26 protein-coding genes are annotated in these 26,664 nt (G+C 69.2%); 15 read left to right on the forward strand and 11 right to left on the reverse strand.

Features of this window, described 5'->3' with window-relative positions:
• Nucleotides 1-9: 9 nt before the first annotated feature.
• A complete protein-coding gene (locus ED92_RS39810; protein WP_037347921.1) occupies nt 10-408 on the reverse strand; it encodes a RidA family protein in 399 nt (132 codons plus the stop codon).
• Between the two features lie 48 nt (nt 409-456).
• On the opposite strand from ED92_RS39810, the gene ED92_RS39815 reads away from it, so the two are divergent.
• Together ED92_RS39815 and ED92_RS39820 are read left to right on the forward strand one after the other, a co-directional pair.
• On the forward strand, nt 457-2,808 hold the full coding sequence (locus ED92_RS39815) for a bifunctional salicylyl-CoA 5-hydroxylase/oxidoreductase (protein WP_037347923.1): 2,352 nt from the start codon (nt 457-459) through the stop codon (nt 2,806-2,808).
• A complete protein-coding gene (locus tag ED92_RS39820) occupies nt 2,805-3,947 on the forward strand; it encodes an acyl-CoA dehydrogenase family protein (protein ID WP_037347924.1) in 1,143 nt (380 codons plus the stop codon). Before ED92_RS39815 ends, ED92_RS39820 begins: the two co-directional genes overlap by 4 nt.
• Here the strand turns inward: ED92_RS39820 and ED92_RS39825 are convergent.
• Both ED92_RS39825 and ED92_RS39830 read right to left on the reverse strand, forming a co-directional pair.
• The gene (locus tag ED92_RS39825; protein ID WP_081976082.1) at nt 3,919-4,554 is read right to left on the reverse strand and encodes a DUF2306 domain-containing protein; all 636 of its coding nucleotides are present in this window, start codon (nt 4,552-4,554) and stop codon (nt 3,919-3,921) included. The two genes, ED92_RS39820 and ED92_RS39825, sit on opposite strands and share 29 nt — an antisense overlap.
• A 192-nt stretch (nt 4,555-4,746) precedes the next feature.
• The gene (locus ED92_RS39830; RefSeq protein WP_037347927.1) at nt 4,747-6,141 is read right to left on the reverse strand and encodes a GH1 family beta-glucosidase; all 1,395 of its coding nucleotides are present in this window, start codon (nt 6,139-6,141) and stop codon (nt 4,747-4,749) included.
• 85 nt (nt 6,142-6,226) lie between these two features.
• Here ED92_RS39830 and ED92_RS39835 point away from each other — a divergent pair, with 85 nt between their 5' ends.
• A complete protein-coding gene (locus ED92_RS39835) occupies nt 6,227-7,474 on the forward strand; it encodes an ROK family protein (protein WP_081976083.1) in 1,248 nt (415 codons plus the stop codon).
• Between the two features lie 109 nt (nt 7,475-7,583).
• A complete protein-coding gene (locus ED92_RS39840; protein WP_037347930.1) occupies nt 7,584-8,810 on the forward strand; it encodes a glycoside hydrolase family 16 protein in 1,227 nt (408 codons plus the stop codon).
• A 72-nt stretch (nt 8,811-8,882) separates the two neighbouring features.
• Here the strand turns inward: ED92_RS39840 and ED92_RS39845 are convergent, their stop codons facing one another.
• Nucleotides 8,883-9,530 carry a GntR family transcriptional regulator gene (locus tag ED92_RS39845; RefSeq protein ID WP_052121314.1) on the reverse strand — a complete coding sequence of 216 codons (648 nt, stop codon included), beginning with the start codon at nt 9,528-9,530 and terminating at the stop codon, nt 8,883-8,885.
• A gap of 181 nt (nt 9,531-9,711) precedes the next feature.
• Between ED92_RS39845 and ED92_RS39850 the strand changes: the two genes are divergently transcribed.
• The 5 genes from ED92_RS39850 to ED92_RS39870 are packed head-to-tail and all read left to right on the forward strand — an operon-like array spanning nt 9,712 to nt 13,994.
• Complete coding sequence (locus tag ED92_RS39850) at nt 9,712-10,956, forward strand: MFS transporter (protein WP_037347934.1); 1,245 nt, start codon at nt 9,712-9,714, stop codon at nt 10,954-10,956.
• Between the two features lie 26 nt (nt 10,957-10,982).
• Complete coding sequence (locus ED92_RS39855) at nt 10,983-11,777, forward strand: putative hydro-lyase (RefSeq protein WP_037347936.1); 795 nt, start codon at nt 10,983-10,985, stop codon at nt 11,775-11,777.
• Nucleotides 11,777-12,535: a LamB/YcsF family protein gene (locus tag ED92_RS39860; RefSeq protein ID WP_037347939.1), complete on the forward strand. Its 759-nt coding sequence runs from the start codon at nt 11,777-11,779 to the stop codon at nt 12,533-12,535. The genes ED92_RS39855 and ED92_RS39860 overlap by 1 nt, the downstream gene beginning before the upstream one ends.
• Nucleotides 12,535-13,140 (forward strand): allophanate hydrolase subunit 1, encoded by a 606-nt coding sequence (locus tag ED92_RS39865; protein WP_037348088.1) that lies wholly within the window; start codon nt 12,535-12,537, stop codon nt 13,138-13,140. Before ED92_RS39860 ends, ED92_RS39865 begins: the two co-directional genes overlap by 1 nt.
• The gene (locus tag ED92_RS39870) at nt 13,137-13,994 is read left to right on the forward strand and encodes a biotin-dependent carboxyltransferase family protein (protein WP_037347942.1); all 858 of its coding nucleotides are present in this window, start codon (nt 13,137-13,139) and stop codon (nt 13,992-13,994) included. The genes ED92_RS39865 and ED92_RS39870 overlap by 4 nt, the downstream gene beginning before the upstream one ends.
• A gap of 645 nt (nt 13,995-14,639) precedes the next feature.
• Here ED92_RS39870 and ED92_RS39875 read toward each other — a convergent pair.
• From ED92_RS39875 to ED92_RS39900, 6 genes are all read right to left on the reverse strand, one after another.
• The gene (locus ED92_RS39875) at nt 14,640-15,278 is read right to left on the reverse strand and encodes an alpha-ketoglutarate-dependent dioxygenase AlkB (protein ID WP_037347943.1); all 639 of its coding nucleotides are present in this window, start codon (nt 15,276-15,278) and stop codon (nt 14,640-14,642) included.
• A gap of 211 nt (nt 15,279-15,489) precedes the next feature.
• Nucleotides 15,490-16,548 (reverse strand): zinc-dependent alcohol dehydrogenase family protein, encoded by a 1,059-nt coding sequence (locus ED92_RS39880; RefSeq protein ID WP_037347945.1) that lies wholly within the window; start codon nt 16,546-16,548, stop codon nt 15,490-15,492.
• Between the two features lie 9 nt (nt 16,549-16,557).
• Complete coding sequence (locus ED92_RS39885) at nt 16,558-16,938, reverse strand: transcriptional regulator (RefSeq protein WP_037347947.1); 381 nt, start codon at nt 16,936-16,938, stop codon at nt 16,558-16,560.
• A 167-nt stretch (nt 16,939-17,105) separates the two neighbouring features.
• Nucleotides 17,106-17,789: a metal-dependent transcriptional regulator gene (locus tag ED92_RS39890; protein WP_037347949.1), complete on the reverse strand. Its 684-nt coding sequence runs from the start codon at nt 17,787-17,789 to the stop codon at nt 17,106-17,108.
• 35 nt (nt 17,790-17,824) lie between these two features.
• Nucleotides 17,825-18,274, reverse strand: coding sequence for a GNAT family N-acetyltransferase (locus ED92_RS39895; protein WP_037347952.1), 450 nt, complete (start codon nt 18,272-18,274; stop codon nt 17,825-17,827).
• Between the two features lie 5 nt (nt 18,275-18,279).
• Entirely contained in the window at nt 18,280-19,869 is a 1,590-nt protein-coding gene (locus ED92_RS39900) for an amidohydrolase (RefSeq protein ID WP_037347953.1), read from the reverse strand.
• A 47-nt stretch (nt 19,870-19,916) separates the two neighbouring features.
• On the opposite strand from ED92_RS39900, the gene ED92_RS39905 reads away from it, so the two are divergent.
• From ED92_RS39905 to ED92_RS39920, 4 genes are read left to right on the forward strand one after another with little or no spacing between them, the layout of a single operon-like run.
• Nucleotides 19,917-20,660, forward strand: a complete 744-nt coding sequence (locus ED92_RS39905; protein ID WP_037347954.1) for an enoyl-CoA hydratase/isomerase family protein — start codon at nt 19,917-19,919, stop codon at nt 20,658-20,660.
• Nucleotides 20,657-22,201, forward strand: coding sequence for an ATP-dependent acyl-CoA ligase (locus ED92_RS39910; RefSeq protein ID WP_037347955.1), 1,545 nt, complete (start codon nt 20,657-20,659; stop codon nt 22,199-22,201). The genes ED92_RS39905 and ED92_RS39910 overlap by 4 nt, the downstream gene beginning before the upstream one ends.
• Nucleotides 22,202-22,236: 35 nt before the next feature.
• Entirely contained in the window at nt 22,237-22,872 is a 636-nt protein-coding gene (locus ED92_RS39915) for a TetR/AcrR family transcriptional regulator (RefSeq protein ID WP_037348090.1), read from the forward strand.
• A 58-nt stretch (nt 22,873-22,930) separates the two neighbouring features.
• Nucleotides 22,931-23,260, forward strand: coding sequence for a hypothetical protein (locus tag ED92_RS39920; RefSeq protein WP_007028628.1), 330 nt, complete (start codon nt 22,931-22,933; stop codon nt 23,258-23,260).
• Nucleotides 23,261-23,331: 71 nt separating this feature from the next.
• On the opposite strand, the gene ED92_RS39925 is transcribed toward ED92_RS39920, so the two are convergent.
• A complete protein-coding gene (locus ED92_RS39925; protein WP_037347957.1) occupies nt 23,332-24,501 on the reverse strand; it encodes an acyl-CoA dehydrogenase family protein in 1,170 nt (389 codons plus the stop codon).
• 126 nt (nt 24,502-24,627) lie between these two features.
• On the opposite strand from ED92_RS39925, the gene ED92_RS39930 reads away from it, so the two are divergent.
• Together ED92_RS39930 and ED92_RS39935 are read left to right on the forward strand one after the other, a co-directional pair.
• Nucleotides 24,628-25,968, forward strand: coding sequence for a cation:dicarboxylate symporter family transporter (locus ED92_RS39930; RefSeq protein WP_037347958.1), 1,341 nt, complete (start codon nt 24,628-24,630; stop codon nt 25,966-25,968).
• On the forward strand, nt 25,965-26,654 hold the full coding sequence (locus ED92_RS39935; RefSeq protein ID WP_037347959.1) for a 4'-phosphopantetheinyl transferase superfamily protein: 690 nt from the start codon (nt 25,965-25,967) through the stop codon (nt 26,652-26,654). Before ED92_RS39930 ends, ED92_RS39935 begins: the two co-directional genes overlap by 4 nt.
• Nucleotides 26,655-26,664 lie beyond the last annotated feature (10 nt).

A 26,664-nucleotide genomic window follows, 5' to 3' on the forward strand; every position in this document is an offset into this window, starting at 1 on the left:
GACACTGCCTTAGACGACCGCGAAGCCCTGCACCTCGACCAGCGCTTCCACGTCCCAAAGCCGGCTGACACCGATCCCTGCCATCGCGGGGTATTCGCTCCCGGCCAGCCGCTTCCACACCGCGCCGATCTCGCGCGCGTGGGCCCGGTAGTCGTCCATGTCGACGATGTAGATGGTCACGCTGCACAGGTCCGACGGCTTCCCGCCCGCCGCGCGCAACGCGGCGAGCAGATTGGACAGCGCGCGTTCGAACTGCTCGACCACACCGTCGCCGACGATGCGGTTCTCCGCGTCCAACGCCGTCTGACCGGCGAGGAAGACGAACCGGCCACTCGCCGCGACGGCGTGCGAGAAGCCGGAGGGGCGGCCGAGCTCGGGCGGGTTGATGCGCTCCATACGGGTCAGCATATCCCGTATCGTTGACGGTCGTACATACCGCGACATACCCTGACCGACGTGCGTATCGCGGTGTTAGGCGGCGGCCCGGCGGGGCTCTACTTCGCCACGCTGGCGAAACAGCTCCATCCCGATCACGAGATCACCGTCTGGGAGCGCAACGCGCCCGACGACACCTTCGGGTTCGGGGTGGTGTTCTCCGACGAGACCCTCGGCGGTATCGAGCACGCCGATCCGGAGATCCACGCGGCCATGCGCCGCGAGTTCGCGCGCTGGGACGACATCGACGTCCACTTCCGCGGCACGGTGCACACCTCCGGTGGGCACGGGTTCGCCGCGATGAGCCGCAAACGGCTGCTCGGCATCCTTCAGGAACGGTGCGCGGAGCTCGGCGTCGACGTCCGGTTCCGCACCGAGGCGCCGAGCGCGGCCGACGCGAGCGCCGAATACGACCTCGTCGTCGCGGCGGACGGCGTCAACTCGCCGACCCGCAACGCCCTCTCCGAGAGCTTCCGGCCGAGCATCCAGACCAGGCGCTGCAAGTACATCTGGCTCGGCACGGATCTCGTCTTCGACGCCTTCAAGTTCCACGTCCTGGAAACCCCGCACGGGATCATGCAGATCCACGGTTATCCGTACAGCGACACCGCGAGCACGTTCATCCTCGAACTGCACGAGGACGTCTGGCAGCGCGCGTTCGGCGAGATCGCCGCGACCTCACTGACGCCGGGCGAGAGCGACGAGAAGTCGATCGAGCTCATCCGCGAGCTGTGCGCGGACGTCCTCGGCGACCACCAGGTGTTCGCCAACAACTCGAAGTGGACCGCCTTCGCCACCGTGCGCTGCGCGAGCTGGCGGCACGAGAACGTCGTCCTGCTCGGCGACGCCGCGCACACCGCGCATTTCTCCATCGGTTCCGGCACGAAACTCGCCATGGAGGACGCCCTCGCACTCGCCGCCTGCCTGCACGAACAGTCCGATATGGACAGTGCCTTGCAGGCCTACGAGGCGGAACGAAGGCCGGTCGTCACCTCGACCCAGCGTGCCGCGCAGGCGAGCCTCGAATGGTTCGAGAACCTGGGCCAGTACACCCATCAGGATCCGGCGCAGTTCGCGTTCAACATCCTCACCCGCAGCCGCCGTGTCACCTACGAGAACCTCCGGCTGCGCGATCCCGAGTTCACCGCGGAACTGGACACCTGGTTCGCGTCCACTTTGGACACCGACGTACGGCCGCCGATGTTCCAGCCGTTCCGCATCGGGAACCTGGACCTGCCGAACCGCGTCGTCGTCTCGCCGATGGACATGTACTCCTCCGAGGACGGCGTCCCGACCGACTTCCACCTGGTCCATCTGGGCAGCAAGGCGCTCGGCGGCGCCGGCCTGGTGATGACGGAGATGGTCTGCGTCTCCGAGACCGGCCGGATCACCCCGGGTTGCGGCGGTCTGTACACCGAGGAACAAGAGCGAGCGTGGAAGCGGGTCACTGATTTCGTCCACGGGCACTCGCCCGCGCGGATCGGGGTCCAGCTCGGCCATTCCGGGCGCAAGGGTTCCACGAAACTGATGTGGGACGGCATCGACCAGCCGCTCCCCGAAGGCAACTGGGAGATCTGCGCCCCGTCCGCGATCCCGTACAGCGAAGCGAACCAGACCCCGCGCGAACTCACGAAGGCCGAGCTGGACGGCATCCGCGATCAGTTCGCGCAGGCCGCGGCCGCCGCCGCGCGCGCCGGATTCGACCTCCTCGAACTGCACTGCGCGCACGGCTACCTGCTGTCGTCGTTCCTGTCCCCGCTGACCAACCGGCGCACCGACGAGTACGGCGGCTCACTGGAGAACAGGCTGCGCTTCCCGCTCGAAGTCTTCGACGCCGTCCGTGCCGCGTGGCCTGCTGAGCGGCCGATGACGGTCCGCATCTCCGCGACCGACTGGTACGACGGCGGAATCGACGTCGACGACGCCGTCGAGATCGCCCGCGCGTTCGCCGAGCACGGCGCCGACGGCATCGACGTGTCGACCGGTCAGGTCGTCAGCGAGGAGAAGCCCGAGTACGGCCGCAGCTACCAGACGCCGTACGCCGACCGGATCCGCAACGAGATCGGGCGCGAGTACGGAGTCGCGGTGATCGCCGTCGGCGCGATCTCCTCCTACGACGACGTCAACTCGCTGATCCTCGCGGGCCGCGCGGATCTGTGCGCCCTCGGCAGAACCCACCTTTACGATCCACAGTGGACACTGCACGCCGCCGCCGAGCAGGGCTACCCGATGCCGTGGCCGAAGCAGTTCGCGGCGGGCAGCCGGAAACCGCAGGGCGGCCGCACCGACGGGCCGAAACCACGGCTGGAACTGCTGCGCTCGGGGGAACCCGGCACCGCGCACGCCCGCTGGCGACCTGGGAGCGACCGATGACCGCCTTCGCACTGAGCCCCGAGCAGCAGTCTTTCGCCGAAGAAGTCCGGCGGCTGGGCGCCGAAAAGCTCCGCCCCCTGGCCGAATCCGGCACCGAAGGCGCGGTCAACCGGCCGCTGCTCAAGGAAATGGGCGCGCTCGGCCTGCTCGCCCGGCTCTTCCCCGGGGTCGACGGCGGCAGCCCGAGCCGGGAGGCCGCCGCGACGGATCTCTGCATCCTGCGGGAATCCCTGGCCAGCCAGAGCACCGAGGCCGAGACGGCGTTGGCGCTACAGGGTTTGGGCACGTACCCGGTGCTGCAATCCGGCCAAGACTCGCAGGTCGCGAAGTGGGTTCCCGCCGTCGCCGCGGGCGACGCCGTCGCCGCTTTCGCGCTCACCGAACCGAACGCGGGTTCGGACGCGGCCGCGCTGGAGCTCGCCGCCGAGCCCGACGGCGACGGCTGGCGGCTCACCGGCGAGAAGATGTGGATCTCCAACGCCCCCGAGGCCGACTTCTACAGCGTTTTCGCCCGCACCACCCCGGAAGCGGGATCGCGCGGGGTCTCCGCGTTCGTCGTTCCGGCTGATCGCGCGGGGCTGACGGGCGAGCATCTCGACCTCGTCAGCCCGCATCCCATCGGCACCCTGGTCTTCGACGGCGTCCGCGTCGAACGCGACGAACTGCTCGGCGAACAGGACCGCGGCTTCGGCGTGGCGATGCGGACGCTGGACCTGTTCCGGCCGAGTGTCGGCGCGTTCGCCGTCGGGATGGCGCAGGCCGCGCTCGACGCCGCCGTCGCCCACGCCCGGACCCGGGTGGCGTTCGGCGGGCCGCTGCTGAAACAGCAGACCGTGGCGCACACCCTCGCCGAAATGGCGACCCGCACCGAAGCGTCGCGCCTGCTCGTCTACGCCGCGGCCGCCGCGTACGACGCGGGCGAGCGGAACCTCGCCGGCCGGGCCGCGATGGCGAAACTGTTCGCCACCGAGACCGCGCAGTACGTCGTCGATGCGGCCGTGCAGATCCACGGCGCCCGGGCGCTGCGGCGAGGGCATCTGCTCGAACACCTCTACCGCGAGGTCCGGGCGCCGCGGATCTACGAAGGCGCGTCCGAAGTGCAGCGCACGATCATCGCGCGATCGCTGGCTTCTTCTTAGCCGGACGCCGGTCGAGGTGCCATTGCGTGGCGAGCAGGACCAGCGTCGGGCTCAACCAGGCGGTGATCGCCGAGACCGACTGCAGGTAGGCCAGCCCGCTGCCGCCGAACGTGGTCGGGATCAGCGGTTCCAGCGTGATCATCGCGATCGGCCCGACCACCCGGCTGACGATGATCGACATGGTCAGCGCGAAACTGCGGACCATCCAGCGGCGGTGGTCGGCGAACCGGCGCTGCCGTGCCGCGCGCCAGCCGGCGAACGTGCACGCCAGCCACAGCACCCCGGCCACGACGTTGGCCACCCGCGTCGTCGGGCCGAACGGGCTCAGCGCGCCGACGGTCAGCGCCATCACTCCGGCCGGGAGCACCCCGGCGAAGACGTACACGCGGCCGAGTTTCCGGTGCACCGCCGGATACTTCGCCCGGAACCACGGCCAGATCTGCAGCAACGCGGAGATCATCGCGATCGAGCCGAACAGCACGTGCGCCGAGAGGAACCAGTAGTGCGAGGTGAACCCCGGCGGCTGCGGCACCCGCGACTGCGACGGGTCCAGCGACAGATACGGCGGCATCGAAAAGGCCAGGAACACCACGACGATGACGGCCATCGGCCCCACCCAGGGCCTTCGCCACCACGGTTTCCGTGGCGCCGCCTCCGGCTGGTCACGTCGTTCTAGCCTGACGGTCATCACTGCCCCCCACGTTTTCCAGTACCGGCAACAACTTTCCGTTGCCGAACCTAGAACGCCGGGCCATCGGGAAGAATGGAGCGGGCCGCCGGTTCGATGGTGGAGCAGGCCCTACCGCCGGCTGCCGCGCACCCGGACCCGGTGGACGACGTCGCGATAGGCCAGCCCGCTCTGCTTGATCGTCCGCGCCTGCGTCTCCCGATCGACCCGGACCAGGCCGAGCCGTTTCGCGTAGCCGTACGCCCATTCGAAACTGTCCAAAAAGGACCATGCGAAGTAGCCGCGCACGTCCGCGCCCGCCTGCCGTGCGGCGGCCGTGGCGGCGATATGCGCGGACAGGTACGCGGCGCGGTCGTCGTCGCGGACGAAGCCCGTCTCGTCGGGGACGTCGGCGAACGCGGCGCCGTTTTCGGTGACGTACAGCGGCAAGCCCGGGTAGTCCCGGCCGATCCGGACGAGCAGTTCGGTGAGCTTGTGCGGCAGGATCTCCCAGCCCAGCGCCGTCGACGGCGCCCCGAACGGGACCTTGCGGAACGCGGGCAACCCGAAGTGCTCCACCGCGTTCCCGTTCTCCTCCACGCCGGAGTACCGCGTCCCGAAGTAGTAGTCGACGCCGAGGAAATCGAGCGGTGCCGCGATGATCGACGGATCCCACGGCTCGGACGGCAGGCGGATGCCCTGGCGCGCGAGGGTCTCGAGGACATCCTCCGGGTACCGGCCGTGCACGAGCGCGTCGAGGTAGAACCGCGTCCCGAGCCCGTCCTCGAAGCGGGCGGCTTCGCGATCGGCCTCGCTGGGTGTTTCCGGGTCGGCGGTGCTCAGATTGAGCGTGATGCCGAACTTCGTGCCGGGCTTCGCGAGTTCCCGCATCCGCCGCACGGCGAGACCGTGGCCGAGCAGCAGGTGATGCGCCGCCGCCATCCCCGCCTTCGCGTCCCGGCGGCCGGGCGCCATCACGCCGTGGACGTACCCGTGCATCGCCGTGCACCACGGCTCGCTCAGCGTGGTCCAGTGGCGGACACGATCGCCGAGCCGCTCGAACACGAGCATCGCGTAATCGGCGAACCGGACGGCGGTGTCGCGCGCGGGCCAGCCGCCCGCGTCTTCGAGGTGCTGGGGCAGATCCCAGTGGTACAGCGTCAGCCAGGGATCGATGCCGGTGTTGAGCAGTTCGTCGACCAGCCGGTCGTAGAAGGCGATCCCGGCGGGGTTGACGCCGCCGCGTCCGCGCGGCTGAACCCGGGGCCAGGAGACGGAGAACCGGTAGGTGTCGACGCCGAGTTCCTTGAGCAGCGCGATGTCGGCGGGCATCCGGTGGTAGTGGTCGCAGGCGATCTCACCGGTGTCACCGTTGTCGACCGACCACGGCGACTGGGCCCAGGTGTCCCAAATGGACGGTGTTCGTCCGTCTTCGGCTACCGCGCCTTCGATCTGGTACGCCGAGCTGCCGACCCCCCACCGGAAGTCCGGCGGCAAGGAGCCGATGAGCTCGTCCTCCCCCGTCATGACCCTCTTCCCGCCTTATTTCACCAGTTGATACATGGCGGAGGCTAAGGTCGTGGGGCATCCTGGAAAGGTCCGCCGCCATAAGATGGGTATCCGCATGCCTGCCAAGCGCACCACCGTCCGTGACCTGCGGCGGCACAACCGTTCCCTCCTCCTGTCGAAACTCTACTTCGACGGCCCGCTCAGCCGCCACGAATTGAGCGGTCTGACGGGTTTGAGCGCCGCGACCGTCAGCAACGTGACCGCCGAACTCGGCGAAGAACGCCTCATCGTCGAGGCCGGCCTGGTCGAATCCGACGGCGGCAGGCCGCGCGTCCTGCTCCGCGTCGACCCGGCGTACGGCCATGTCGCGGGCGTCGACATCGGCGAGACCGGGGTGAAGGTCGAGCTGTTCGACCTCACCATGAACCGGCTCGCCACCGTCGAGCATCCCCTCGCCTCCCGGCGCCCGGACGCGGCAGCGGCGGTCACCCAGGTGGCGTCCGGACTCCGGGAAGTGATCGCGGAATCGGGGATCGACGAGGCGACCGTGCTCGGTGTCGGTGTCGGCGTGCCCGGCACCGTCCAGCAAGGTGAGGCGCTCCGCGTGCACGCGCCCACCATCGGCTGGAAAGAGGTTCCACTCACCGACCTCCTGCGCGCGGAGGGTGTCGAGTTGCCGCTGTTCGTCGACAACGGCGCGAAAACCCAGGGCCAGGGCGAAATGTGGTTCGGCGCGGGTCGTGGCGCCCGGCACGCGGTGATCGCGCTGATCGGCTCCGGCGTCGGCGCGGCCGTGGTCACCGACGGCACCACGTACCGGGGTTCCACCAGCAGCGCGGGTGAATGGGGCCACACGACGATCGTCTACGGAGGGCAGGAATGCCGCTGCGGAGCACGCGGCTGCCTGGAGTCCTACGTCGGCGCGGAGGGCGTCCTCGCCCGGTATCGCAAGGCGCGCGGCGGAAAGACGGCGTCGGACGAGGACGAGCAGACGCAGTTCGCGGCCCTGCTGGAGTCCGCGGGCAAGGCCAAGGCCGCGGCCAAGGTGCTGGAAGAGACCGCGGGTTATCTCGGCGCCGGGATCGGCAATCTGATCAATCTGTTCAACCCGGAGCGGATCGTGCTGGGCGGCTGGGCCGGACTCGCGCTCGGCGAGCACTACCTCCCCGAGATCCGGCGCGTGGCGAGCGAGCACGCGCTGGCGCACGTGTTCGACCAGACCGAGATCGAACTCGGGCAGCTGGGGCCGGACGCCGTCGCCATAGGAGCCGCCACCCTTCCGGTCGCCGCCCTTCTGGAGCAGGGCGCGGACCCGCGGACGGCCGGATCGAAGCGGGGTACCGCCGCCTGACCTTAATTCGAGGTCGAAAAATACGTCTTGTCGCAGTGGTTGAGACCATGCATACTTTGTTGTCAGGCACAACAAAGTGATTTTCCGCCTGCGAAGAGAGGCGACAACGATGTCCATCTCCTCCCGCTTCCGCTGGGCGGCGTACCTCGCCGCCGGCGTTCTCCTCGGCTCACTCCCGGCCACCACGCAGACCCCGCCCGCCGAGGCCGCGGTCATGGCCGCGACCTTCACCGACGACTTCAACGGACCCGCCGGCGCGGGCATCGACACCTCGAAGTGGCATTTCGAGACCGGCGACAACGTGAACAACCACGAGCGGCAGTGGTACACGTCCGGGACGAACAACGCGGCGCTCGACGGCCAGGGCAATCTGGTCATCACCGCGAAGAAGGAGAACCCGGGCAACTACAACTGCTGGTACGGGCGCTGCGAGTACACCTCGGCGCGGCTGTCCACACAGGGCCAGTTCACCCAGACCTACGGCCGGTTCGAAGCCCGGATGAAACTGCCGCGCGGACAAGGGATGTGGCCCGCGTTCTGGATGCTCGGCGCCGACATCGGCAACGTGGGCTGGCCCAACAGCGGCGAGATCGACATCATGGAGAACGTCGGCTTCGAGCCGAACACGGTGCACGGCACCCTCCACGGCCCCGGTTACTCCGGCGCGGGCGGCATCGGCGCGGCCTACAACGGCCCGAACTTCTCCGACGACTTCCACACCTACGCCGTCGATTGGGCGCCGAACCAGATCAAGTGGTACGTGGACGGAAACCTTTACCAGACCCGCACTCCCGCCGATCTCAACGGCAACCGGTGGGTGTTCGACCATCCCTTCTACCTGATCCTGAACCTCGCCGTCGGCGGCTACTGGCCGGGTGACCCGAACTCCAGCACCGTCTTCCCGCAGCGGCTCGTGGTCGACTACGTGCACGTCAACTCCAGCGACACCGCCGGCCGGACCGGGCGGATCACCGGTATCGGCGGCAAATGCGTCGACGTCGCCGGGGCGAACACCGCCAACGGCACCCCGATCCAGATCACCGACTGCAACGGGAACGCCGCGCAGAACTGGACCGTCGGCGGCGACGGCACGCTCCGCGCGCTCGGCAAGTGCATGGACGTCTCCGGCGGCGGGACCGCGGACGGCACGGCCGTGCAACTGTGGGACTGCAACGGAACCGGCGCGCAGAAATGGGCGATCAGCGGCGCGCGCGACATCGTGAACCCGCAGGCGAACAAATGCCTGGACGCCACCGGGAACAGCTCGGCGAACGGGACCAGACTCCAGATCTGGACCTGCGGCGGTGGCGCGAACCAGAAGTGGGTCACCCCCTAGCACCCCCACGCGTTTCGTCCTCTGAATGCGGTGGTTCGTGGTCGAACTACCGCATTCAGAGGACGAAACGCGTCAGGGGGAGCGCTCGGCGTAGGCCTCGACGAGCTGGTTTTCGGCGTCGGTGAGGTACTGCGCGAGGAGCTTCTCGGCGCCGAGGCCGTCGCCGGCCTCGAGGCGTTCGAGGATCTCCGCGTTGCGCTTGAGGTACGGCTCGTGGAAGCGCCGCGGGTCGGCCATCATGTGGAACACCAGCCGCAGCTCGGCCAGGATGCCGCGCATCAGCTCGTCGATCCGCTCGCTGCCGCTCAGTGCGGCGAGCGCCGAATGGAACCGGATGTTCGCGGTGCCGAGGTCCTGCCAGCGCTCACTCCGTTCGGCGAGCTTGCCGTCCTCGACCAGTCGCGCGAGCTTCGCGAACGTCGGCGGCTTCTCCGTCACCGCCCGCACCGCCGAACACTCGACGACCTTGCGCACCTTGTAGAGGTCGACGACGTCCTCGACGGGCAGCACCCGCACGAAAACGCCGCGGTTGAGCTCGTGGGTCAGCAGGCGTTCGTGCGTCAGCAGCCGGAACGCCTCGCGCAGCGTGTTGCGGGAGACGCCGAGCGCCGAGCCGATGTCGTGCTCCGAGAGCCGGACGCCGGGCAGGAAGAACCCTTCCGCGATGCGCGTGCGGAGGACGCCCGCCACCCTTTCCGCCGTACTGGTGCGGCTCACCATGCCGCGATCCGCTTCGAGTCCTTGAACCGAGGCAGGACCACCCTCCGCGATCGTCACGTGACCGATCCTAACCGGCTACAAGAGGCCCAGCCAAGGATCCTCTTGTGGAATTGTTGAACAATACCTACAGTGGCTTCCCATGTGACCCGTGCCACGATGGGATCCACCTCTGGAGGTGCCGATGGACGCGACAGCCACTACCGAAGACACACGCCCCTTCGCCTGGTTCCGCACGCTCGGTTCGCGAGGCCGCCGGGCCTTCGTCGGCGCGTTCGGCGGATACGGGCTCGACTCGTTCGACTACCAGACCCTCCCGCTGGGCCTGGCCGCGATCACCGCCTACTACGGCCTCTCCGGCGGCGAGGCGGGTCTGCTCGGCACCACGACGCTGGTGGTCTCGGCGATCGGCGGGATCGGCGCGGGCGTCCTGGCCGACCGCATCGGCCGGGTCCGCACCCTCCAGATCACCATCGCGATGTACACGGTCTTCACCGTGCTCTGCGGGTTCGCGCCGAACTTCGAGACGCTTCTGATCTTCCGCGCCCTGCAGGGCCTGGGCTTCGGTGGCGAATGGGCCGCCGGCGCCGCGCTGGTGGCGGAGTACTCGCAGGCGAAGTACCGCGGCCGGACCGTCGCCTTCGTGCAGAGCGCGTGGGCGGTCGGCTGGGCGCTGTCCGTCGTCGTCTACACGGTGGTCTTCAGCATCTGGAGCCCGGACGTCGCGTGGCGCGTCATGTTCTGGACCGGCGTCATCCCGGCGCTGCTGGTGCTGTGGGTCCGCCGCAACGTCCAGGACGCGCCCGTCGCCGAAGCGGCCCGCGCCACGAAGAAGGAACGCGGTTCGCTGGCGGGGATCTTCAAGCCAGACCTGCTGCGCACGACGTTCTTCGCCGCGCTGCTCGCCACCGGTGTCCAGGGCGGTTACTACACGCTCGCGACCTGGCTGCCGAGTTACCTGAAGACCACCCGCGGCCTCACCGTCATCGGCACCGGCGGCTATCTCGCGTTCCTGATCTCCGGCGCCTTCATCGGGTACGTCACCGGCGGCTACCTCACGGATCTCCTGGGCCGCAAGAAGACTTTCCTGTTGTTCTCGGTGCTGTCGGCGGGCCTCATCGTCGCCTACACGCAGATCCCGGCGGGCGCGAACACGCTCGTGCTGTTCCTCGGCTTCCCGCTCGGGTTCTCGATGTCCGCGATCTTCAGCGGGTTCGGCGCCTTCCTCGCGGAGCTGTACCCGTCGGCGCTGCGCGGGACCGGGCAGGGTTTCACCTACAACCTCGGCCGGGCCATCGGCGCGACGTTCCCCGCCGTGGTCGGTTTCCTCGGCGCGGGCGGCGCGATGGTGTTCGGCGCGGTCGGCTACGGGATCGCCGTGCTGGCGCTGCTCGGCCTGCCCGAGACTCGCGGCCGCGAACTGCTGTGACCACAATCGGAAGAGGAGGCACCGCGATGACCACCTTCGACGACCCGGCGACGTTGTCCCCCGCCGAGGCCCGCGCCCTGTTCCGCGCGGGCACGGCCCGCCCGACCACCGGCTGGGCGAACGGCTTCACCCAGACCAACCTGATCGCCGTCCCCGAGGACTGGGCCTACGACGTCCTGCTGTTCTGCCAGCGGAACCCGCAGCCCTGTCCGGTGCTCGACGTCAGCGATCCCGGCGATCCGTCGACCCGGCTGGCGTCCGGCGCGGATCTGCGCACCGACCTGCCGCGCTACCGCGTCTGGCAGAACGGCGCGCTGGCGGGCGAGCTCGCGGACGCGACCGGGTTGTGGCGCAGCGACATGGTCACGTTCTCGATCGGCTGCAGTTTCACCTTCGAATCGGCACTGGCCGCGGAGGGCATCCCGCTGCGGCACGTCGAGCAGGGCCGCAACGTGGCGATGTACGTGACGAACCGCGAATGCGTCCCGGCCGGACGGCTGCACGGGCCGATGGTGGTCTCGATGCGGCAGATCCCCGAATGCCGCATCGACGACGCCGTGCGCGTCACCCGCGGGATGCCGGCCGTGCACGGTGCGCCGGTGCACATCGGCGACCCCGCCGCGCTCGGCATCGCCGATCTCGGCAAACCCGATTTCGGCGACCCGGTCGACGCGGCCCCCGGCGACGTGCCGGTGTTCTGGGCGTGCGGCGTGACCCCGCAGGCGGCGTTGATGGCCTCGCGGCCGCCGTTCGCGATCACGCACGCGCCCGGCTACATGTTCGTGACCGACAAACTCGACAGTGAGTTCAGGGTGGCCTGATGGATCTCAACAGTGACCTGGGCGAAGGTTTCGGCGCCTGGAAGATGGGCGACGACGACGCCATGCTCGACATCGTCACCAGCGCGAACGTCGCCTGCGGCTTCCACGCCGGCGACCCGTCGGTGATGCGGCGGGTCTGCGAACGCGCGGCGGAGCGCGGCGTCGTCATCGGCGCCCACGTCGCCTACCGCGATCTGGCGGGCTTCGGGCGGCGGGCGATGGACGTCGCGCCCGCCGATCTGGCCGACGACGTGCTCTACCAGATCGGCGCGCTCGACGCGTTCGCCCGCGCGGCGGGAACGAGCGTGCGGTACGTGAAACCGCACGGGGCGCTGTACAACACGGCGGCGGTCGATCCGGAGCAGGCGGCCGCCGTGGTCGAGGCGATCCGGCGGTTCCGTCCCGGACTCGCGCTGCTGTGCCCGCCGGGATCGGAAATGGCCAAGCAGGCGGAAAAGGCCGGGTTCCCCGCGTACGCCGAGGCGTTCGCGGACCGCGCGTACACCTCCGAAGGCCTTCTCGTCTCCCGGAAACTGCCGGGTGCCGTACTCCACGACGCCGACGAGGTCGCCTCCCGGGCGGTCACGATGGCGACCAGCGGCAAGGTCGTCGCCGACGACGGGACCGAGCTGGCGCTCCAGCCGCATTCGTTGTGCGTGCACGGCGATACCCCCGGTGCCGTCGAACTGGCGCGCCGGATCCGCGCGGGACTCGACGCGTCCGGTGTCCACATCGGATCGTTCATCGAGGTCGCATGATGCGAGTGCTGCCCTATGGGGCGCGTGCGGCCATGGTCGACTTCGACGATCCGTCGGAGGCGCTCGGGCTGCACGCGTCACTGGAGCAGGATCCGCCGGACGGCGTCCTCGAACTGGTCCCGGCCGCGCGGACCCTGCTCATCCGGTTCGACCCCGGCCGCACCCACCACGACCGGCTCGCCGAGGACGTCCTCCATCGGTCCACAGTGGACACCGAACCGCGTGAGGCCGCCGAGATCGTCGTGCCGGTGCACTACGACGGTCCGGACCTGGCCGACGTCGCGGCCGCGTCCGGCATGTCCGCGGAAGCCGTCGTGCGGCGGCACGAGGACGGGACCTACGTCTCGGCGTTCTGCGGCTTCGCCCCGGGTTTCGCCTATCTGACCGGGCTCGATCCCGCGCTGCACCTGCCGCGCCGGACGAGCCCGCGCACCCGGGTGCCCGCCGGCTCGGTCGCGATCGCGGGCGAGTACACGGCGGTGTACCCGAACGCCTCCCCCGGCGGCTGGCACCTGATCGGGCGCACCACGCTGCCCGTGTGGGACGTCGAACGGCAGCCGCCGAACCTGCTGGCACCGGGCACCAGGATCCGGTTCACTTCATGACCGCGAAGATCGAAGTGCTCCGGTCCGGCGTTTTCACCACCGTGCAGGACCTCGGGCGGCCGGGGCTGGCCGCGATCGGCGTCGGCCGGTCCGGCGCCGCCGACCGCGGTTCGCTGCGGCTGGCGAACCGGCTGGTCGGCAATCCCGAGAGCCACGCGGCCCTGGAATGCGTCCTGGGCGGCCTCGCCCTCCGGTTCTCGGCTCCGGCGACCGTCGCCGTCACCGGCGCGCCGTGCCCGATCACCGTCGGCACACGGGCTTTCGGCCCCGGCTCGCCGATCCCGGTCGGCCCCGGCGAGGAACTCGTCCTCGGGATGGCTTCCCACGGTTTGCGTTGCTATGTCGCCGTGCGCGGCGGCGTCGACGTCCCCGCGGTGCTGGGTGCGCGGGCGACCGACACACTGGGCAAAATCGGACCGCCCGCGCTCTCGGCCGGGATGACCTTGCCGGTGGGACAACGAGTTCTGCCCCATCCCGGGGTGGATCTCGCTCCTCGCGCGCCCTTGCCGGACGTCCCGGTCCTGCGCGTGACTCCGGGGCCGCGGGCTTCGTGGTTCGTTCCCGAAGCACTGTCCACTTTGGTCTCCACGGGTTACGTCGCCACCGCCGACGTCGACCGGGTGGGCGTGCGACTGGACGGCCCCGCGCTGGCGCGGGCGCGTGGTGGCGAATTGCCGCCCGAGGCCGCCGTGCCGGGAGCGTTGCAGGTACCTCCCTCGGGGCAGCCGATCCTGTTCCTGGCCGACCACCCGGTGACCGGGGGCTATCCGGTGATCGCGGTGGTGGAGGAAGCGGATCTGGATCTGGCCGCGCAGGTGCGGCCGGGGCAGCGGGTGCTCTTCCGCCTCTCGTGAGTGGTAAGGCAAACGACACGCACCACGACCATTCAGCTCGCCAATGAGGCAAGCCGGAGGGGTAGTGAAGGCCTCCTTCCCTACCGTCAAGGTCAGGGCCCCGGCAAAGTCGCATAAGCGCCGGTCGGTGCCAGGAGGCTTGAACGGACTATGTCCATAAAGGACACCAGATGACAGGAGAATGTCCGTTTCATGCTTATACGCACGGTTCACGACTGGGTCGTGAGTGGCAAAGAGGGTTCTAACGCTCTTTACCACTCACGACCCCTCGGAAAAACGACCAAATCGGGCACGATTATCTCGATAAGTGTCCTCTTTGGACAGCCGAGGCCACCATGACGAACCCCTCCGTCGCCCAGTTGACCAGTGAATAGACGACTTTGCCGAAACCCTGGCCGAACATCCGGTGATGGCGGTGGCGGAGGAAGCGGATCTGGATCTGGCCGCGCAGGTGCGGCCGGGGTAGCGGGTGCGGTTCCGCCTCTCATGAGCGGTAAGGACGGTTCTGACCAAGGGTGTCTTGGCTACCCACCGGCTTCCGGCTCACGGTCCGTGGAGGTGCTGGCGATCATGTCGCGAAAGCCACTTTCGGGGCATCAGACGTTGCGAAAGTGGCTTTCGCAAGCCCGGCCACAGCCGGCTCCACTAACCGTCCTTACCACTCACGAGGCCGGAAACCCGCAAGGTGATGTTCAACCGCCCCACCAGCCCCAGCGCCGGATCGGCCGTCCCCGGCAGCACCCGGGGCACCCCGTGGAAGGCCAGCCGCGACTCCCCGCCGAACACGAACAGATCCCCCGAGCGCAGATCCACATCCGTGTAGGGCCGCCCGCGATCGGTCGTGTTCCCGAACCGGAAGACGCAGGCGTCCCCGAGACTCAACGACACCACGGGCTCCAGCGAAGCCTCGTCCTTGTCCTGATGCTGCCCCATTTTCGCGGCGGAGTCGTAGAAGTTCACCAGCGCGATGTCCGGCTCGTACGGCGTCGGACCGTAAGCGGCCGAAACCGCCTGTCGCCCCAGGTCCCCCAGCCACGAAGGAAAAGGAAGCACCGGAGAGCCGTCGTCGGTCACCTTCGCGTACCGGTACGGATGCCAATGCCAGCCGAGACAGACCGTCCGCACCGACATGACGCCGCCGTTCGGCAGCCGCGTCCGCCGGTAACCGCGCCAGCCGCGGCAGGCTTCGACCAGGCGTCGTTGCCCGTCGAGGTCGAGCCAGTCCGGAACATGCACCGCGCCGGGCGCGACTTCGGTCCGCGGGCGAGGGATCAGCGCGTCCACACGTCGAGTCTGCCAGGGCGCGCGCCGATGATCCGGTGGCCCCGCACCAGGACACCGGCGGTGGTGAACCAGCGCAGCACGCGACGGCCGAATCGTGGCCCCACCGGGGCATCCATGACTGTCACGGCCAAGCAAGCTGCCACAAAGCGGCCGCGGAAACCACCTTTCGGACTACTCCGATCGGCCGGTTGACCGCAGTGCGTTCACCCGGTCACTGTGCGAATTCGACCACGGTCACCCCGGCCCGCGCGGGCACCGGATCGTTCATCTCCGCGAGCACCGCGGGGACGTCGTCGAGGCCGACCCGCTTGCCGATCATGCCTTCGAGGTCGATCCCGGCCGTCTCCACCACCCGCAGCATCTCGGGGTACTCGTGCGCCTGCAGGCCGTGGATGCCGACGATCTCCAGTTCCCCGCCGATCACCCGGTGCATCGGGATCGGCGCGATGCCCTGCGCGGGCGGCATCAGACCGGCCTGGACGTGCCGTCCGCGTTTGCGGAGGCTCCCGATCGAGGCGGCGCAGGTGGTCGGCGAGCCGAGGCAGTCGAGCGAGACGTGCGCGCCGCCGCCGGTCAGCTCCCGGACGCGCGCTGAGACCGCCTCATGCCCGTCGAACGCCGAGGGATCGACGACCGAAGCGGCGCCCATCCGCGAAGCCAGCGCCCTGGCGTGCGGGGACGGGTCGACGGCGACGACGGACGCTCCGGCCGCGACGGCCAGCAGGATCGACGAGACGCCGACGCCACCGCAGCCGTAGACCGCGACCCACTGACCCGGCCGGACCCCGCCCTGGCGCAGCACGGCCCGGAACGCCGTCCCGAACCGGCAACCCAGCGCCGCCGCCTCGGCCGCGGACAGGGAGTCCGGGAGCGCGACGAGGTTGACCTCGGCGTTTTCGATGGCCACGTACTCGGCGAACGAGCCCCAGTGGGTCGCGCCCGGCTGGAACTCGCGGTCGCAGATCTGCTGGTCACCGGCGGCGCACTGGGCACAGGTGCCGCACGCGCAGACGAACGGCACGGTCACCCGGTCACCCGCCGACCAGCCACGGACGCCCTCGCCGAGCGACGCGATCCGGCCGGCGAGTTCGTGCCCGGCGACGTGCGGCAGTTTCACCGACGTGTCGTGCCCCTGCCAGGAGTGCCAGTCGCTGCGGCACACCCCGGTCGCCTCGACGGCGATCACCACCCCGCCCGGCGGCGCGACCGGATCCGGCACCTCGCGTACCTCGGGCAGCACCCCGAACTCCTCGAAGACGACCGCCCGCACTCGCGCTCCCTAAGTGTCCCGGCCTCTCGGCATCACGAGGCCCTCGCCGGGCACCGTACACCGGGCCGCCCGCCCGCGCGGCGGCCCGAGAAGCCGCGACAGCGACTCCGGCGGCACCCCGAGGACCTCCTCGAGATTCTTGAGCACCAGCAGGGATTCCGGCCGTTCGGGACGGCAACGCCCCGACTGCCAATGGCTCAGGGTCGCGAGGCTGACCGAACACCCCCGCCCTCTCAGCCGGTACCGGATCCGATCGAGCCCGAGGCCCCTCGCCCTGATCGCCGCCCTGAGGGCGTCCGCGAACGGCCCGGTCTCCAAAAGCCGCCTGAGTTCACGTCCTTCCGCCACCCCCCGGTCGATGGTGTGTGTCCGCTGACCGGTCATCTTCATCGCCTTCGCACGCTCGCTAGCCACCCGGAAATGCGCAGCCTAGGCGGGGGGACACATGATCGGAAGGGCCTTAGATCACCTATCGGCGCGGCAGGCGGGTGACGTAATTATGCAGAGACGTAGGAAAATTCCCACCCCGGCCGATACCGGTCCACAGTGGACACGATTCAGCGCAGGGCGACCGACAGGGCTTGCGCGATCTCCTTGCCGATCGCGTGCGTGGCCGCGTCGGGCGGCGAGCCGACCTTGACCACCATGGGGCCGCCGAACGGCTGGCGCTCGACGACCTCGATCCGTTCGCCGAGGCCGATCGAATGCTCGGTCAGGTAGCGCAGGAGTTCCGGATCGGTGTCCCAGACGCGGACGATCTCGCCGACCGCGCCGGGCGGGAGGTCGTCGAGGATGCGCATCGGCATCTCCTCGACGCTGCCGTCGGGGGCGGGGATGGGGTCGCCGTGCGGGTCGCGCATCGGGTTGCCGAGCTTCGCCGCGATCCGCTCGACGAGCCGGTCCGACACCGCGTGTTCGAGCGCGTCCGCCTCCGAGTGCACCTCGTCCCAGGTGTAGCCGAGCTCGGAGACCAGGTAGGTCTCGATCAGCCGGTGGCGGCGGAGCACCGAGCGGGCCAGCAGCCTGCCCTCCGTGGTCAGCTCGATGCCGCGGTACGGGACGTGCGCGACCAGCCCCAGCTGGGACAGTTTGGTGACCATGCCGGACGCCGACGACGGGCTGACCTCCAGCCGTCCGGCCAGCGACGTGTTGGTGACGGCCTCGCCGCGCTCCACCAGCCCGTAGATCACCCGGACGTAGTCCTCCACGGACGACGACCTGCGACTTGCCCCTTCACCCATGACTGCGAGTTTACGGCTTGCCGCCCGGTCGCGGATCACCCAGCGTGCGGCCGCCAGCGGTACCGGATCCAGCCGGGGACGGGTTCGGCGCCGAGCTGGGAGTAGAACGCCTCGCCCTTCTCGTTGCCCTCCTGCATGTCCCATTCGACCCGGCCGGGGGTCCGCGCGCTCAGCTCTTCGAGCAGCTCGCGTCCGAGGCCGAAACGCCGGTGCTCAGGGCGTACGAAGAGGTCGTCGAGCCAGATCCCCGGCCGGGCCTCCCAGGTGGAGAAGTTCCAGCTGCAGAAGGCGAAGCCGGCGACCTTGCCCGGCTCGTCCGGCGGGGTGGCCAGCAGCACCCAGGCCTTCGGATCGGGCCCGAAGAGGAACCCGGCCATCTCCTGCCTGTCGAGCTTCAGATCGTGTTTGTCCTCGTAGACGGCGTGCTCCTCGATGAGCGCGCAGATCTCCTCGATGTCGTCCGCGACCGCGTCCCGCACCGGCATGGGTCTCAGCTCCGTTCGTAGACGATGTCGCCGCCGACCGCGGTGGCGACGACGTGGATCGAATCCAAAGTGGACTCGTCGGTCGGATCGGCCGAGAGGGCGGCGAAGTCCGCGAGCTTGCCGACCTCCAGCGTGCCCAGGTCCTTCTCCGCGAAAGCGGCGTACGCGGATCCGTAGGTGTACGCGCGCAGGGCTTCGGCGGGGGTGAGCCGCTCATCGGGACCCAGCACGATCCCGGACGCGGTCTTCCGCCGCACCATGTCGGCCAGCGCGAGCAGCGGCGCGCCCTCGACGACCGGGCGGTCCGAGCTGGCGGGCAGCACGCATCCCGCGTCCAGCAGGCTCTTGAGCCGGTAGCACCACGGCTCGCGCTCGGGGCCGAGGGCGGCCCGCATCCCGTCGCCGATCTCGTTGACGAACCGGCCCTGCGGCGAGGCGATCAACCCCAGGGACGCCAGCCTCTTCAGCTCTTCGGGCCGCAGCACCGCGCAGTGCTCGATGCGGTGCCGGTGGCCGGGACGCGGATCGGCCTTCAGCGCGGCTTCGTAGGCGTCGAGGACGACGGTGATCGCGCGGTCGCCGATGGCGTGCGTCGCGATCTGCCAGCCCGCCTTGTGCGCGGCGGCGATCGTCCGCGCGATCTCGTCCTCGGGCACCTGGAAGTAGCCGACGTTGTCCGTTTCGCCGGCGAACGGCTCGTGCATCGCGCAGGTGCGGCCGATCAGCGAGCCGTCGGCGAACAGCTTCATCGCGCCGATCCGCAGCCATTCGTCGCCGAAGCCGGTGCGCATCCCCAGGTCCAAGCCGAAGCCGGCCCCCGCATCGAGGTCGTGGAGCACGCTCGCCGCGACCATCACCGTGCTCCGCACCCGCAGCACCCCGCGTTCGCGCGCCAGCTGGTACGCGGCCAGTTCGGCGGGGGTCTCCCCCACGAGACCCCCGCCGATCCCGGCCTCCTGGACGCTCGTGATGCCCTCGGCCAGGTAGCGCTCGCTCGCCCGGTCCAGCCCGCGGACGACCCGCTCGACCGGCGTCGGATAGGTCAGCGGCCGCAGCATGAGCTGGGCCTGTTCCCGCAGCAGCCCGGTCGGCGAACCGTCCTCGTCGCGGACGACGTCACCGCCGACGGGCACGTTGCCCAGGTCCAGTCGCTCCAGCACCGCGGAGTTGACCACGGTCATATGCCCGGACGTGTGCTTGAGCCGCACGAGGTGCCCGGGGGCGGCCCGGTCGAGACCCTGCCTCGTCGGATGACCGCCCACGAGCTTGTTCTGGTCGTAGCCGCTGCCGATGATCCAGCCGCCCGGCGGGGTCTCGGCCGCGCGCCGTGCGACGGCGTCGTACACCTCGTCGACGCTGCGGCAGTCCGAAAGGGCGACGTCGTCGAGCGCCATGCCGAACCAGGCCATGTGGTTGTGCGCGTCGTGGAAGCCGGGTACCACCACCGAGCCGCCGAGATCCACGCGGCGTTTTGCGGAAAGCGCGGCCGCATCGTGACCTAACGCCACAATCCGTCCGTTCAGCGCGGCAAGCGCTACGGATTCCCCCGTTCCAGTGAGGAATCGGGCGTTCTCGTAGACCGTGTCGACCCGCATGATTTCGACTCTATCGATCGATCGATCGGTCGTCTAGGCTCGGCGTCATGAGCACCGTGGACTACGCACTCGACGACGGAATCGCTGTGATCTGGCTGAACCGCCCCGAACGGCTGAACGCGGTGGTCGCCGAACTGGTCGACGACCTGTTGGAGGCGCTCGACGCGGCCGCCAAGTCGGACGCGCGCGCCGTCGTGCTCGCCGGTCGCGGGCGCGCGTTCTGCGCGGGTCACGACCTCAAAGAGCCCACCCCTGAGGGTGATTCACGCCCGCGGCTCGACCGGCTACAGGACGTGACGCGCCGCCTTCGCGGCCTCCGCCAGCCCGTCATCGCCGCCGTCCACGGTTACGCGATCGGCGCGGGTGCCGAGTTCGCGATGGGCTGCGACCTGATCCTCGCCGCCGAAGACGCGGTGTTCGCCTTCCCCGAGGTCTCCCTCGGCCTGAGCGTCACGGGGGCGGCGTCGCGGTTGCTGCCGCTGCTGGTCGGCCCCCTGAAAGCCAAGGAACTCCTCCTGCTGGGTGAACGCGTGAGCGGCACCGAGGCGTACGAACTCGGCCTGGTCAACGCCGCCGTACCCGCCGACGACCTGATGGACACCGCGCTCGCGTGGGCGGCCAAGATCGCCTCCCACCCCGCCGCCGCGGCCACGATGGCCAAACGCGCCCTCGATTCCGGCATCGACAGCTCGCTCGAAGCCGCGCTCGAACTCGAAGTCAGCCACGCGCTGATCACCGAACACTCCGCCGAGGTCGCCGCTTCGTCCGAGGCCTTCCGGAGCCGGTCATGACCTCGCTCGCCGGCATCGACACTCTCGTCGGCCTGACCACGAGGGCCGCCGCGCTCTGGCCGGACAAGACGGCGTGGATCTTCGACGCCACCGGGGAAAGCCTCACCTTCGCCGACGTCGACGCGCGCAGCACGGAGTACGCCCGCGCGCTGCTCGACCTCGGCGTGACACCGGGCGACCGGGTCGCGGTGATGCTGCGCAACCAGCCCGAATTCCCGTTGCTGTGGCTGGCCTTGGCCAAGATCGGCGGGGTGCTCGTCCCGGTCAACACCGGATACCGCGAGTTCGACGGCGCCCACGTGCTGCGCCATTCCGGCGCCCGGTTCGCCGTCGCCGCCGAGGAATTCCTGGAGCTGCTGAACAAGATCGCGCCGGAGACCTCGCTGGAACGGGTGCTCACGCCCGGCGAACTCACCGGCTCGGGAAATATCCCGGAGTTCGCGAGCGAAGGCGAACGCCCGGTCAACATCCAGTACACCTCGGGCACCACGGGCGCGCCCAAGGGCTGCGTGTTGCCGAACAGGTATTGGACGACACTGGCGATCAGCCTGGCCACCGACTTCCCGGCGGTCGGCGCGGACGACGTCATCCTGACCGCGCAACCGTTCCACTACATCGATCCACAGTGGAACGTGGCGCTGGGGCTCGCGGGCGGCGCGACCCTGGTGGTACTCGACCGCTTCCACCCGTCGACGTTCTGGGAGAAGATCCGCGAACACGGGGTCACCTGGTTCTACTGCCTCGGCCTGATGCCCACCCTTCTGCTGCGCCAGCCGGAAAGCGAGCTCGACAAGGCACACCAGGTCCGCGCGATCTGCGCTTCGGCCATCCCGCGTGACCTGCACGCCGCGCTCGAAGCACGCTGGGGCGCACCGTGGTTCGAGGCCTTCGGCATGACCGAGACCGGCGGCGACATCCGGATGTACCCGGCGGATCATGAGGAGACCGTCGGCACCGGCTGCCTCGGCAGGCCGGCGCCCACCCGCGAGGTGATGATCGCGGGCGCGGACGGGAAACCGCTGCCGCGCGGGGAAACCGGCGAGCTGCTGATCCGTGGGGTCGGCCTGATGCACGGCTACCACGACGATCCCGAAGCGACCAGGCGCGCCTTCGACGGCGGCTGGTTCCACACCGGCGACCTGGCCACAATGGACGACCAAGGCCGCGTGTACTACGTGGGCCGCACCAAGGACATGATCCGCCGCAGCGGGGAGAACATCTCCGCCGACGAGGTCGAGCGGGCACTGCAGCTGCATCCCGCGGTCAAGCTCGCCGCCGTCATCGCGGTGCCGGACGACATCCGCGGCGAAGAGGTCAAGGCGTACCTCGTCCTCGACGAGAACGAGGGACACCGGTGCGAACCGGCCGAGCTGGCGGAGTTCTGTTCGGCGAAGCTGGCCTACTTCAAGGTCCCCCGGTTCTGGACCATCGTCACGGAACTGCCGATGACACCGTCGGAACGGGTCGCGAAGGGCGAGCTCAAGAAGGCGGAAGACCTCCGCGCCGGTTCTTGGGACAGGACCACCGAGACATGGCTCTGAACATGGACCCTCGGCGGGAAAAAGAACCTCGGGTCGTGAACACCCGGGAAAGGGTCCGCCAGGCGGCGGTGAAACTGTTCGCCGCCAAGGGGTTCCACGGCACCGGCATCCGGGATCTGGCCCAGGAGGCGGAGCTGTCGTCCGCCAGCCTGTACCACTACATGGGCACCAAAGAGGATCTGCTGGTCGCCATCATGAACGAGTCGCTGCGGCGCCTGCTCGACGCGGCCGAGCAGGCGACCGCCGGGCTCACCGATCCCGTGTCACGGCTCGGATCCCTGGTGGCGCTGCACGTGCTCGCGCACGCCATCCAGCCGGATGACACCCGAGTGGTCGACAACGAGGTCCATGCGCTCACCCCCGGCGCCAGGGCGGGAGTGGTGGGCCTGCGCGACGCCTACGAAAAGCTGTGGGCGGACGCCATCGAAGACGGTGTCGCGGCCGGCGTCTTCCACAGCGATCAGCCGTCGGTCACCCGGCTCGCGCTGGTGGAGATGTGCAGCGGGGTCGCGCGCTGGTATTCGCCGAAGGGGCCGCTCACCCTGGATCAGCTGGCCGCCCATTACGCCGGATTGGCGCTCCGGGCGCTCGCCTGCGATCGGCAGTTGGACGTCACAGCGTTGCAAAACTGCCGTGAAGTGGTCTCAGGAGTGTGGCGAGTGCCCGTTTAGCGGCGACTTTAGGTCTGTACGCCTTGCTCAGACGGCTTCTCTGGGGGACGCTCGAAGGGTGACTGAGCAAACGATCCAACTCGAACTGGACGACTCGGGTCTCTCGCCGGCGTTGCCGGTGCCTTCGAACCCCCGTGATCAGGTGCAGGACGTCCCCTACCGCCCGGTGGGCTTCCGCGACGACGACCTGCCCACGGCGCTCGAACGGTGCGCGACATGGCTACGCCAGGCTCAGGAGTGGCTCGGGGAACCGGTCGATGTGCTGGCCGTCCATCTCGACTATGACGACCGCAAGGGTTCGCCCTACTACGACGTGAAACTGCTCTGCAACGAGGAGGACCTGGCCGGGGTCCCGATCGCGATGCGGAACCAGAAGGAAGAAGACTAGGGCCGACGCGATGAACGGGCCGTTCCTTGCGAAATCTGCGAGGAACGGCCCGTTCATTGCACGGGCGAGCGTCAGCCCAGCGTGCCGCCGACCTTGACGTGCCCCTTGAGCAGGTTGCGCGCGATGGTCCGGCGCTGGATCTCGTCGGTGCCCTCGTAGATCCGCAGCAGCCGCAGTTCGCGGTACCACCGCTCGACCGGCAGTTCCCGCGTGTAGCCCATTCCGCCGTGGATCTGCAGGACGCGGTCGACGATCTCGTTCGCCTTCACCCCGCCGTACAGCTTCGCCATCGACTGCGCGTGCCGCGAGTCCAGCTTCTGGTCGACCTGCCAGGCGGCGTGCAGCACCAGCCAGCGCAGCGCCTCGAGCTCGGTGCCGGAATCCGCGATCATCCACTGGATGGCCTGGCGCTCGGCGATCTTCTGCCCGAACGTCTCCCGCGTGTTGGCGTGCTCGATGGCCATCGAGATCAGCCGCTCGCAGGAGCCGATGGCGCGGGCGGGCAGCAGGTAGCGGCCCGCCCCGATCCACTGCATGGCCAGGTCGAACCCGTGGCCGAGCTCGCCGAGGATCTGCGTCTCCGGCACGCGGACGTCCTCGAAGACCAGCGCCGCCGGGCCCCATTCGCCCATGGTGTCGATGTATTCGGACTTCCAGCCCGCGTCACGGTCGACGAGGAAGCAGGTGACGCCGCCGTTCGCGCCCTTCTCCGGATCGGTGATCGCGAAGACCATCACGAAGTCGGCCTCGTTACCGCCGGTGATGAAGGTCTTCTCGCCGTTGATGACCCAGTCGGTGCCGTCCTTGCGGGCGGAGGTCCGGATGGCCTTGGCGTCCGATCCCGCACCGGGTTCGGTGATCGCGAAACACGATTTGCGCTCGCCGGAGATCGTCGGGAGCAGGTAGCGCTCCTTCTGCTCGTCGTTGGCGTAGTAGAGGATGTTGTCCGCGGCGCCGCCGAAGCGGAACGGCACGAACGTGCGGCCGAGTTCGGCCTCCAGCAGCGCGGTCATCACCGCGGACAGGCCCATGCCGCCGTATTCCTCCGGCGTCTGCACACCCCAGAACCCGGACTCCTTGGCCTTCAGCTGCAGCTCGCGCAGCTCGTCGGCGGTCAGGCCGGGCTGACCGGCGCGTTCGCGGCGCAGCACCTCCTGCTCACGCGGCATGAGGTCGCGCTGGACGAACGTGCGGACCCAGTCGCGCACCTCGCGTTCCTCGACGCTCAGAGAGAAATCCATGGTCAGCCCGCTCCTGTTCGACAGTGACTAAGCGCTCGCTTAGTTCAGCGTACCGCTTCGGTTGTCGTTAGCCGAGGAGTTGTCATAAGTTTTCGCAACCTGTTCCCGTCTCGTCGAAGGGCACCCATGAGCACGGCAGCACCCGCGACGAAGCGGGATCGCACCCACTACCTGTACATAGCCGTCATCGTGGCGGTGGGGCTCGGCATCGCGGTCGGCATCCTGTTCCCGGCCCTCGGCAAGGAACTGAAGCCGCTCGGGACCGGGTTCGTGAACCTGATCAAGATGATGATCTCGCCGATCATCTTCTGCACGATCGCGCTCGGCGTCGGCTCGGTGGCGAAGGCCGCGAAGGTCGGCCGCGTCGGCGGGCTCGCGATCGGCTACTTCCTGATCATGTCGACGGTCGCGCTGGTCATCGGCCTGGTCGTGGGCAACCTCCTGCAGCCCGGCACCGGCCTGCACCTGACGCCCGAGATCGCCGAAAAGGGACAGGACCAGATCGCCAAGAGCGAGGGCACCGTCGAGTTCCTGCTCGGGATCATCCCGAAGACGCTGGTCTCGGCGTTCACCGAGGGCGAGGTGCTGCAGACGCTGCTGGTCGCGCTGCTCGCCGGGTTCGCGCTGCAGAAACTGGGCACCAAGGGCGAGCCGATCCGCCGCGGCATCGAGCACATCCAGCGGCTCGTGTTCCGGATCCTGGCGATGATCATGTGGGCGGCCCCGGTCGGCGCGTTCGGCGCGATCGCCGCCGTCGTCGGCGAGACCGGCTGGAAGGCACTGCAGAGCCTCGCGGTGATCATGCTCGGCTTCTACCTCACCTGCGGGTTGTTCGTGTTCGTGGTGCTCGGGCTGATCATCGGCGTGTTCGCCAGGGTCAACATCTTCAAGCTGCTGAAATACCTCGGCCGCGAGTTCCTGCTGATCCTGTCGACGTCGTCGTCCGAATCGGCGCTGCCGCGGCTGATCGCGAAGATGGAGCACGCCGGCGTCTCCAAACCGGTCGTCGGCATCACCGTGCCGACCGGGTACTCGTTCAACCTCGACGGCACCGCGATCTACCTGACGATGGCGTCCATCTTCATCGCGGACGCGCTCGACAAACCGCTGACCATCGGCGAGCAGATCTCGTTGCTGGTGTTCATGATCATCGCGTCGAAGGGTGCGGCCGGGGTCACCGGCGCGGGGCTCGCGACGCTGGCGGGCGGGCTGTCGTCGCACCGGCCGGAGCTGGTCGACGGCGTCGGGTTCATCGTCGGCATCGACCGGTTCATGTCCGAGGCCCGCGCGCTGACGAACTTCGCGGGCAACGCCGTCGCGACCGTGCTGATCGGCACCTGGACCAACGAGATCGACCGGGAGCAGCTCGACCGTACGCTGAACGGCGAGTCACCGTTCGACGAAGCGACCCTGCTCGACGAAAACGCCAGTGAGGCGACGGCGGAATCGGGTAAGAAGGAGACGTGATCGAATGCGCGGTCCGCTGGTCGGAGCCCCTGCCCGCTGAACCCCGGTTCCTGGCCCTGCTCGACGAGCTGGAACAGGCCCGGTACGCGAACTACCGCCAGGACATCGACAAACGCCGGTTCCTGACCGGCCGGGTGCTGGCGAAGACCGTCGCCGCCGAGCGGCTGGGCCTGGCCGTCGAGGCCGTGAGCTTCGACGCGACCTGCGAAGACTGCGGCAAACCGCACGGGCGGCCCAAGGTCCCCGGCGCGCCCCTGATGCTGTCGATCTCGCATTCCGGCGACCTCATCGGCGTCGCGGCCACCGCGGGGACCCCGGTCGGCCTCGACGTCGAGACGGCCACCAGACGGGCCGAGGACTCGCTCATGGAGTACGCGCTGACCCCGGCCGAGCTGGCCGCGATCTCCGGGCTCTCCGACGAGCGGCGCGCGACGGCGTTCTTCACCTACTGGACGCGCAAGGAAGCGGTCATGAAGGCCACCGGGAAGGGCCTCAAGATCCCGCTGCAGAGCATCACGTTCTCCGGCTACGACGAGCAGGCGAGGCTGGTCCGGTCGACCCACGAGGCCCTCGACCCGGACCGGACCCGGCTCGCGGACCTGAAGGCGACCGAGGGCTACCGGGCCGCCGTCGCGCTGATCACTTCGGACGACATCACGGTCACCGAAGACTTCGCCCCCCTCTGACCTCCCGCGT

It is taken from the genome of Amycolatopsis sp. MJM2582, from assembly GCF_000754115.1.
GTDB classification, from domain to species: domain Bacteria; phylum Actinomycetota; class Actinomycetes; order Mycobacteriales; family Pseudonocardiaceae; genus Amycolatopsis; species Amycolatopsis japonica.

Coding starts and splice junctions, on each gene's coding strand:
- ED92_RS39810 (WP_037347921.1), bottom strand. CDS start 408: ATGCTGACCCGTATGGAGCGCATCAACCCGCCCGAGCTCGGCCGCCCC.
- ED92_RS39820 (WP_037347924.1), top strand. CDS start 2,805: ATGACCGCCTTCGCACTGAGCCCCGAGCAGCAGTCTTTCGCCGAAGAA.
- ED92_RS39825 (WP_081976082.1), bottom strand. CDS start 4,554: ATGGCCGTCATCGTCGTGGTGTTCCTGGCCTTTTCGATGCCGCCGTAT.
- ED92_RS39830 (WP_037347927.1), bottom strand. CDS start 6,141: ATGACGGGGGAGGACGAGCTCATCGGCTCCTTGCCGCCGGACTTCCGG.
- ED92_RS39835 (WP_081976083.1), top strand. CDS start 6,227: ATGGGTATCCGCATGCCTGCCAAGCGCACCACCGTCCGTGACCTGCGG.
- ED92_RS39840 (WP_037347930.1), top strand. CDS start 7,584: ATGTCCATCTCCTCCCGCTTCCGCTGGGCGGCGTACCTCGCCGCCGGC.
- ED92_RS39845 (WP_052121314.1), bottom strand. CDS start 9,530: ATGGTGAGCCGCACCAGTACGGCGGAAAGGGTGGCGGGCGTCCTCCGC.
- ED92_RS39850 (WP_037347934.1), top strand. CDS start 9,712: ATGGACGCGACAGCCACTACCGAAGACACACGCCCCTTCGCCTGGTTC.
- ED92_RS39855 (WP_037347936.1), top strand. CDS start 10,983: ATGACCACCTTCGACGACCCGGCGACGTTGTCCCCCGCCGAGGCCCGC.
- ED92_RS39860 (WP_037347939.1), top strand. CDS start 11,777: ATGGATCTCAACAGTGACCTGGGCGAAGGTTTCGGCGCCTGGAAGATG.
- ED92_RS39865 (WP_037348088.1), top strand. CDS start 12,535: ATGCGAGTGCTGCCCTATGGGGCGCGTGCGGCCATGGTCGACTTCGAC.
- ED92_RS39870 (WP_037347942.1), top strand. CDS start 13,137: ATGACCGCGAAGATCGAAGTGCTCCGGTCCGGCGTTTTCACCACCGTG.
- ED92_RS39885 (WP_037347947.1), bottom strand. CDS start 16,938: ATGAAGATGACCGGTCAGCGGACACACACCATCGACCGGGGGGTGGCG.
- ED92_RS39890 (WP_037347949.1), bottom strand. CDS start 17,789: ATGGGTGAAGGGGCAAGTCGCAGGTCGTCGTCCGTGGAGGACTACGTC.
- ED92_RS39895 (WP_037347952.1), bottom strand. CDS start 18,274: ATGCCGGTGCGGGACGCGGTCGCGGACGACATCGAGGAGATCTGCGCG.
- ED92_RS39900 (WP_037347953.1), bottom strand. CDS start 19,869: ATGCGGGTCGACACGGTCTACGAGAACGCCCGATTCCTCACTGGAACG.
- ED92_RS39905 (WP_037347954.1), top strand. CDS start 19,917: ATGAGCACCGTGGACTACGCACTCGACGACGGAATCGCTGTGATCTGG.
- ED92_RS39910 (WP_037347955.1), top strand. CDS start 20,657: ATGACCTCGCTCGCCGGCATCGACACTCTCGTCGGCCTGACCACGAGG.
- ED92_RS39925 (WP_037347957.1), bottom strand. CDS start 24,501: ATGGATTTCTCTCTGAGCGTCGAGGAACGCGAGGTGCGCGACTGGGTC.
- ED92_RS39930 (WP_037347958.1), top strand. CDS start 24,628: ATGAGCACGGCAGCACCCGCGACGAAGCGGGATCGCACCCACTACCTG.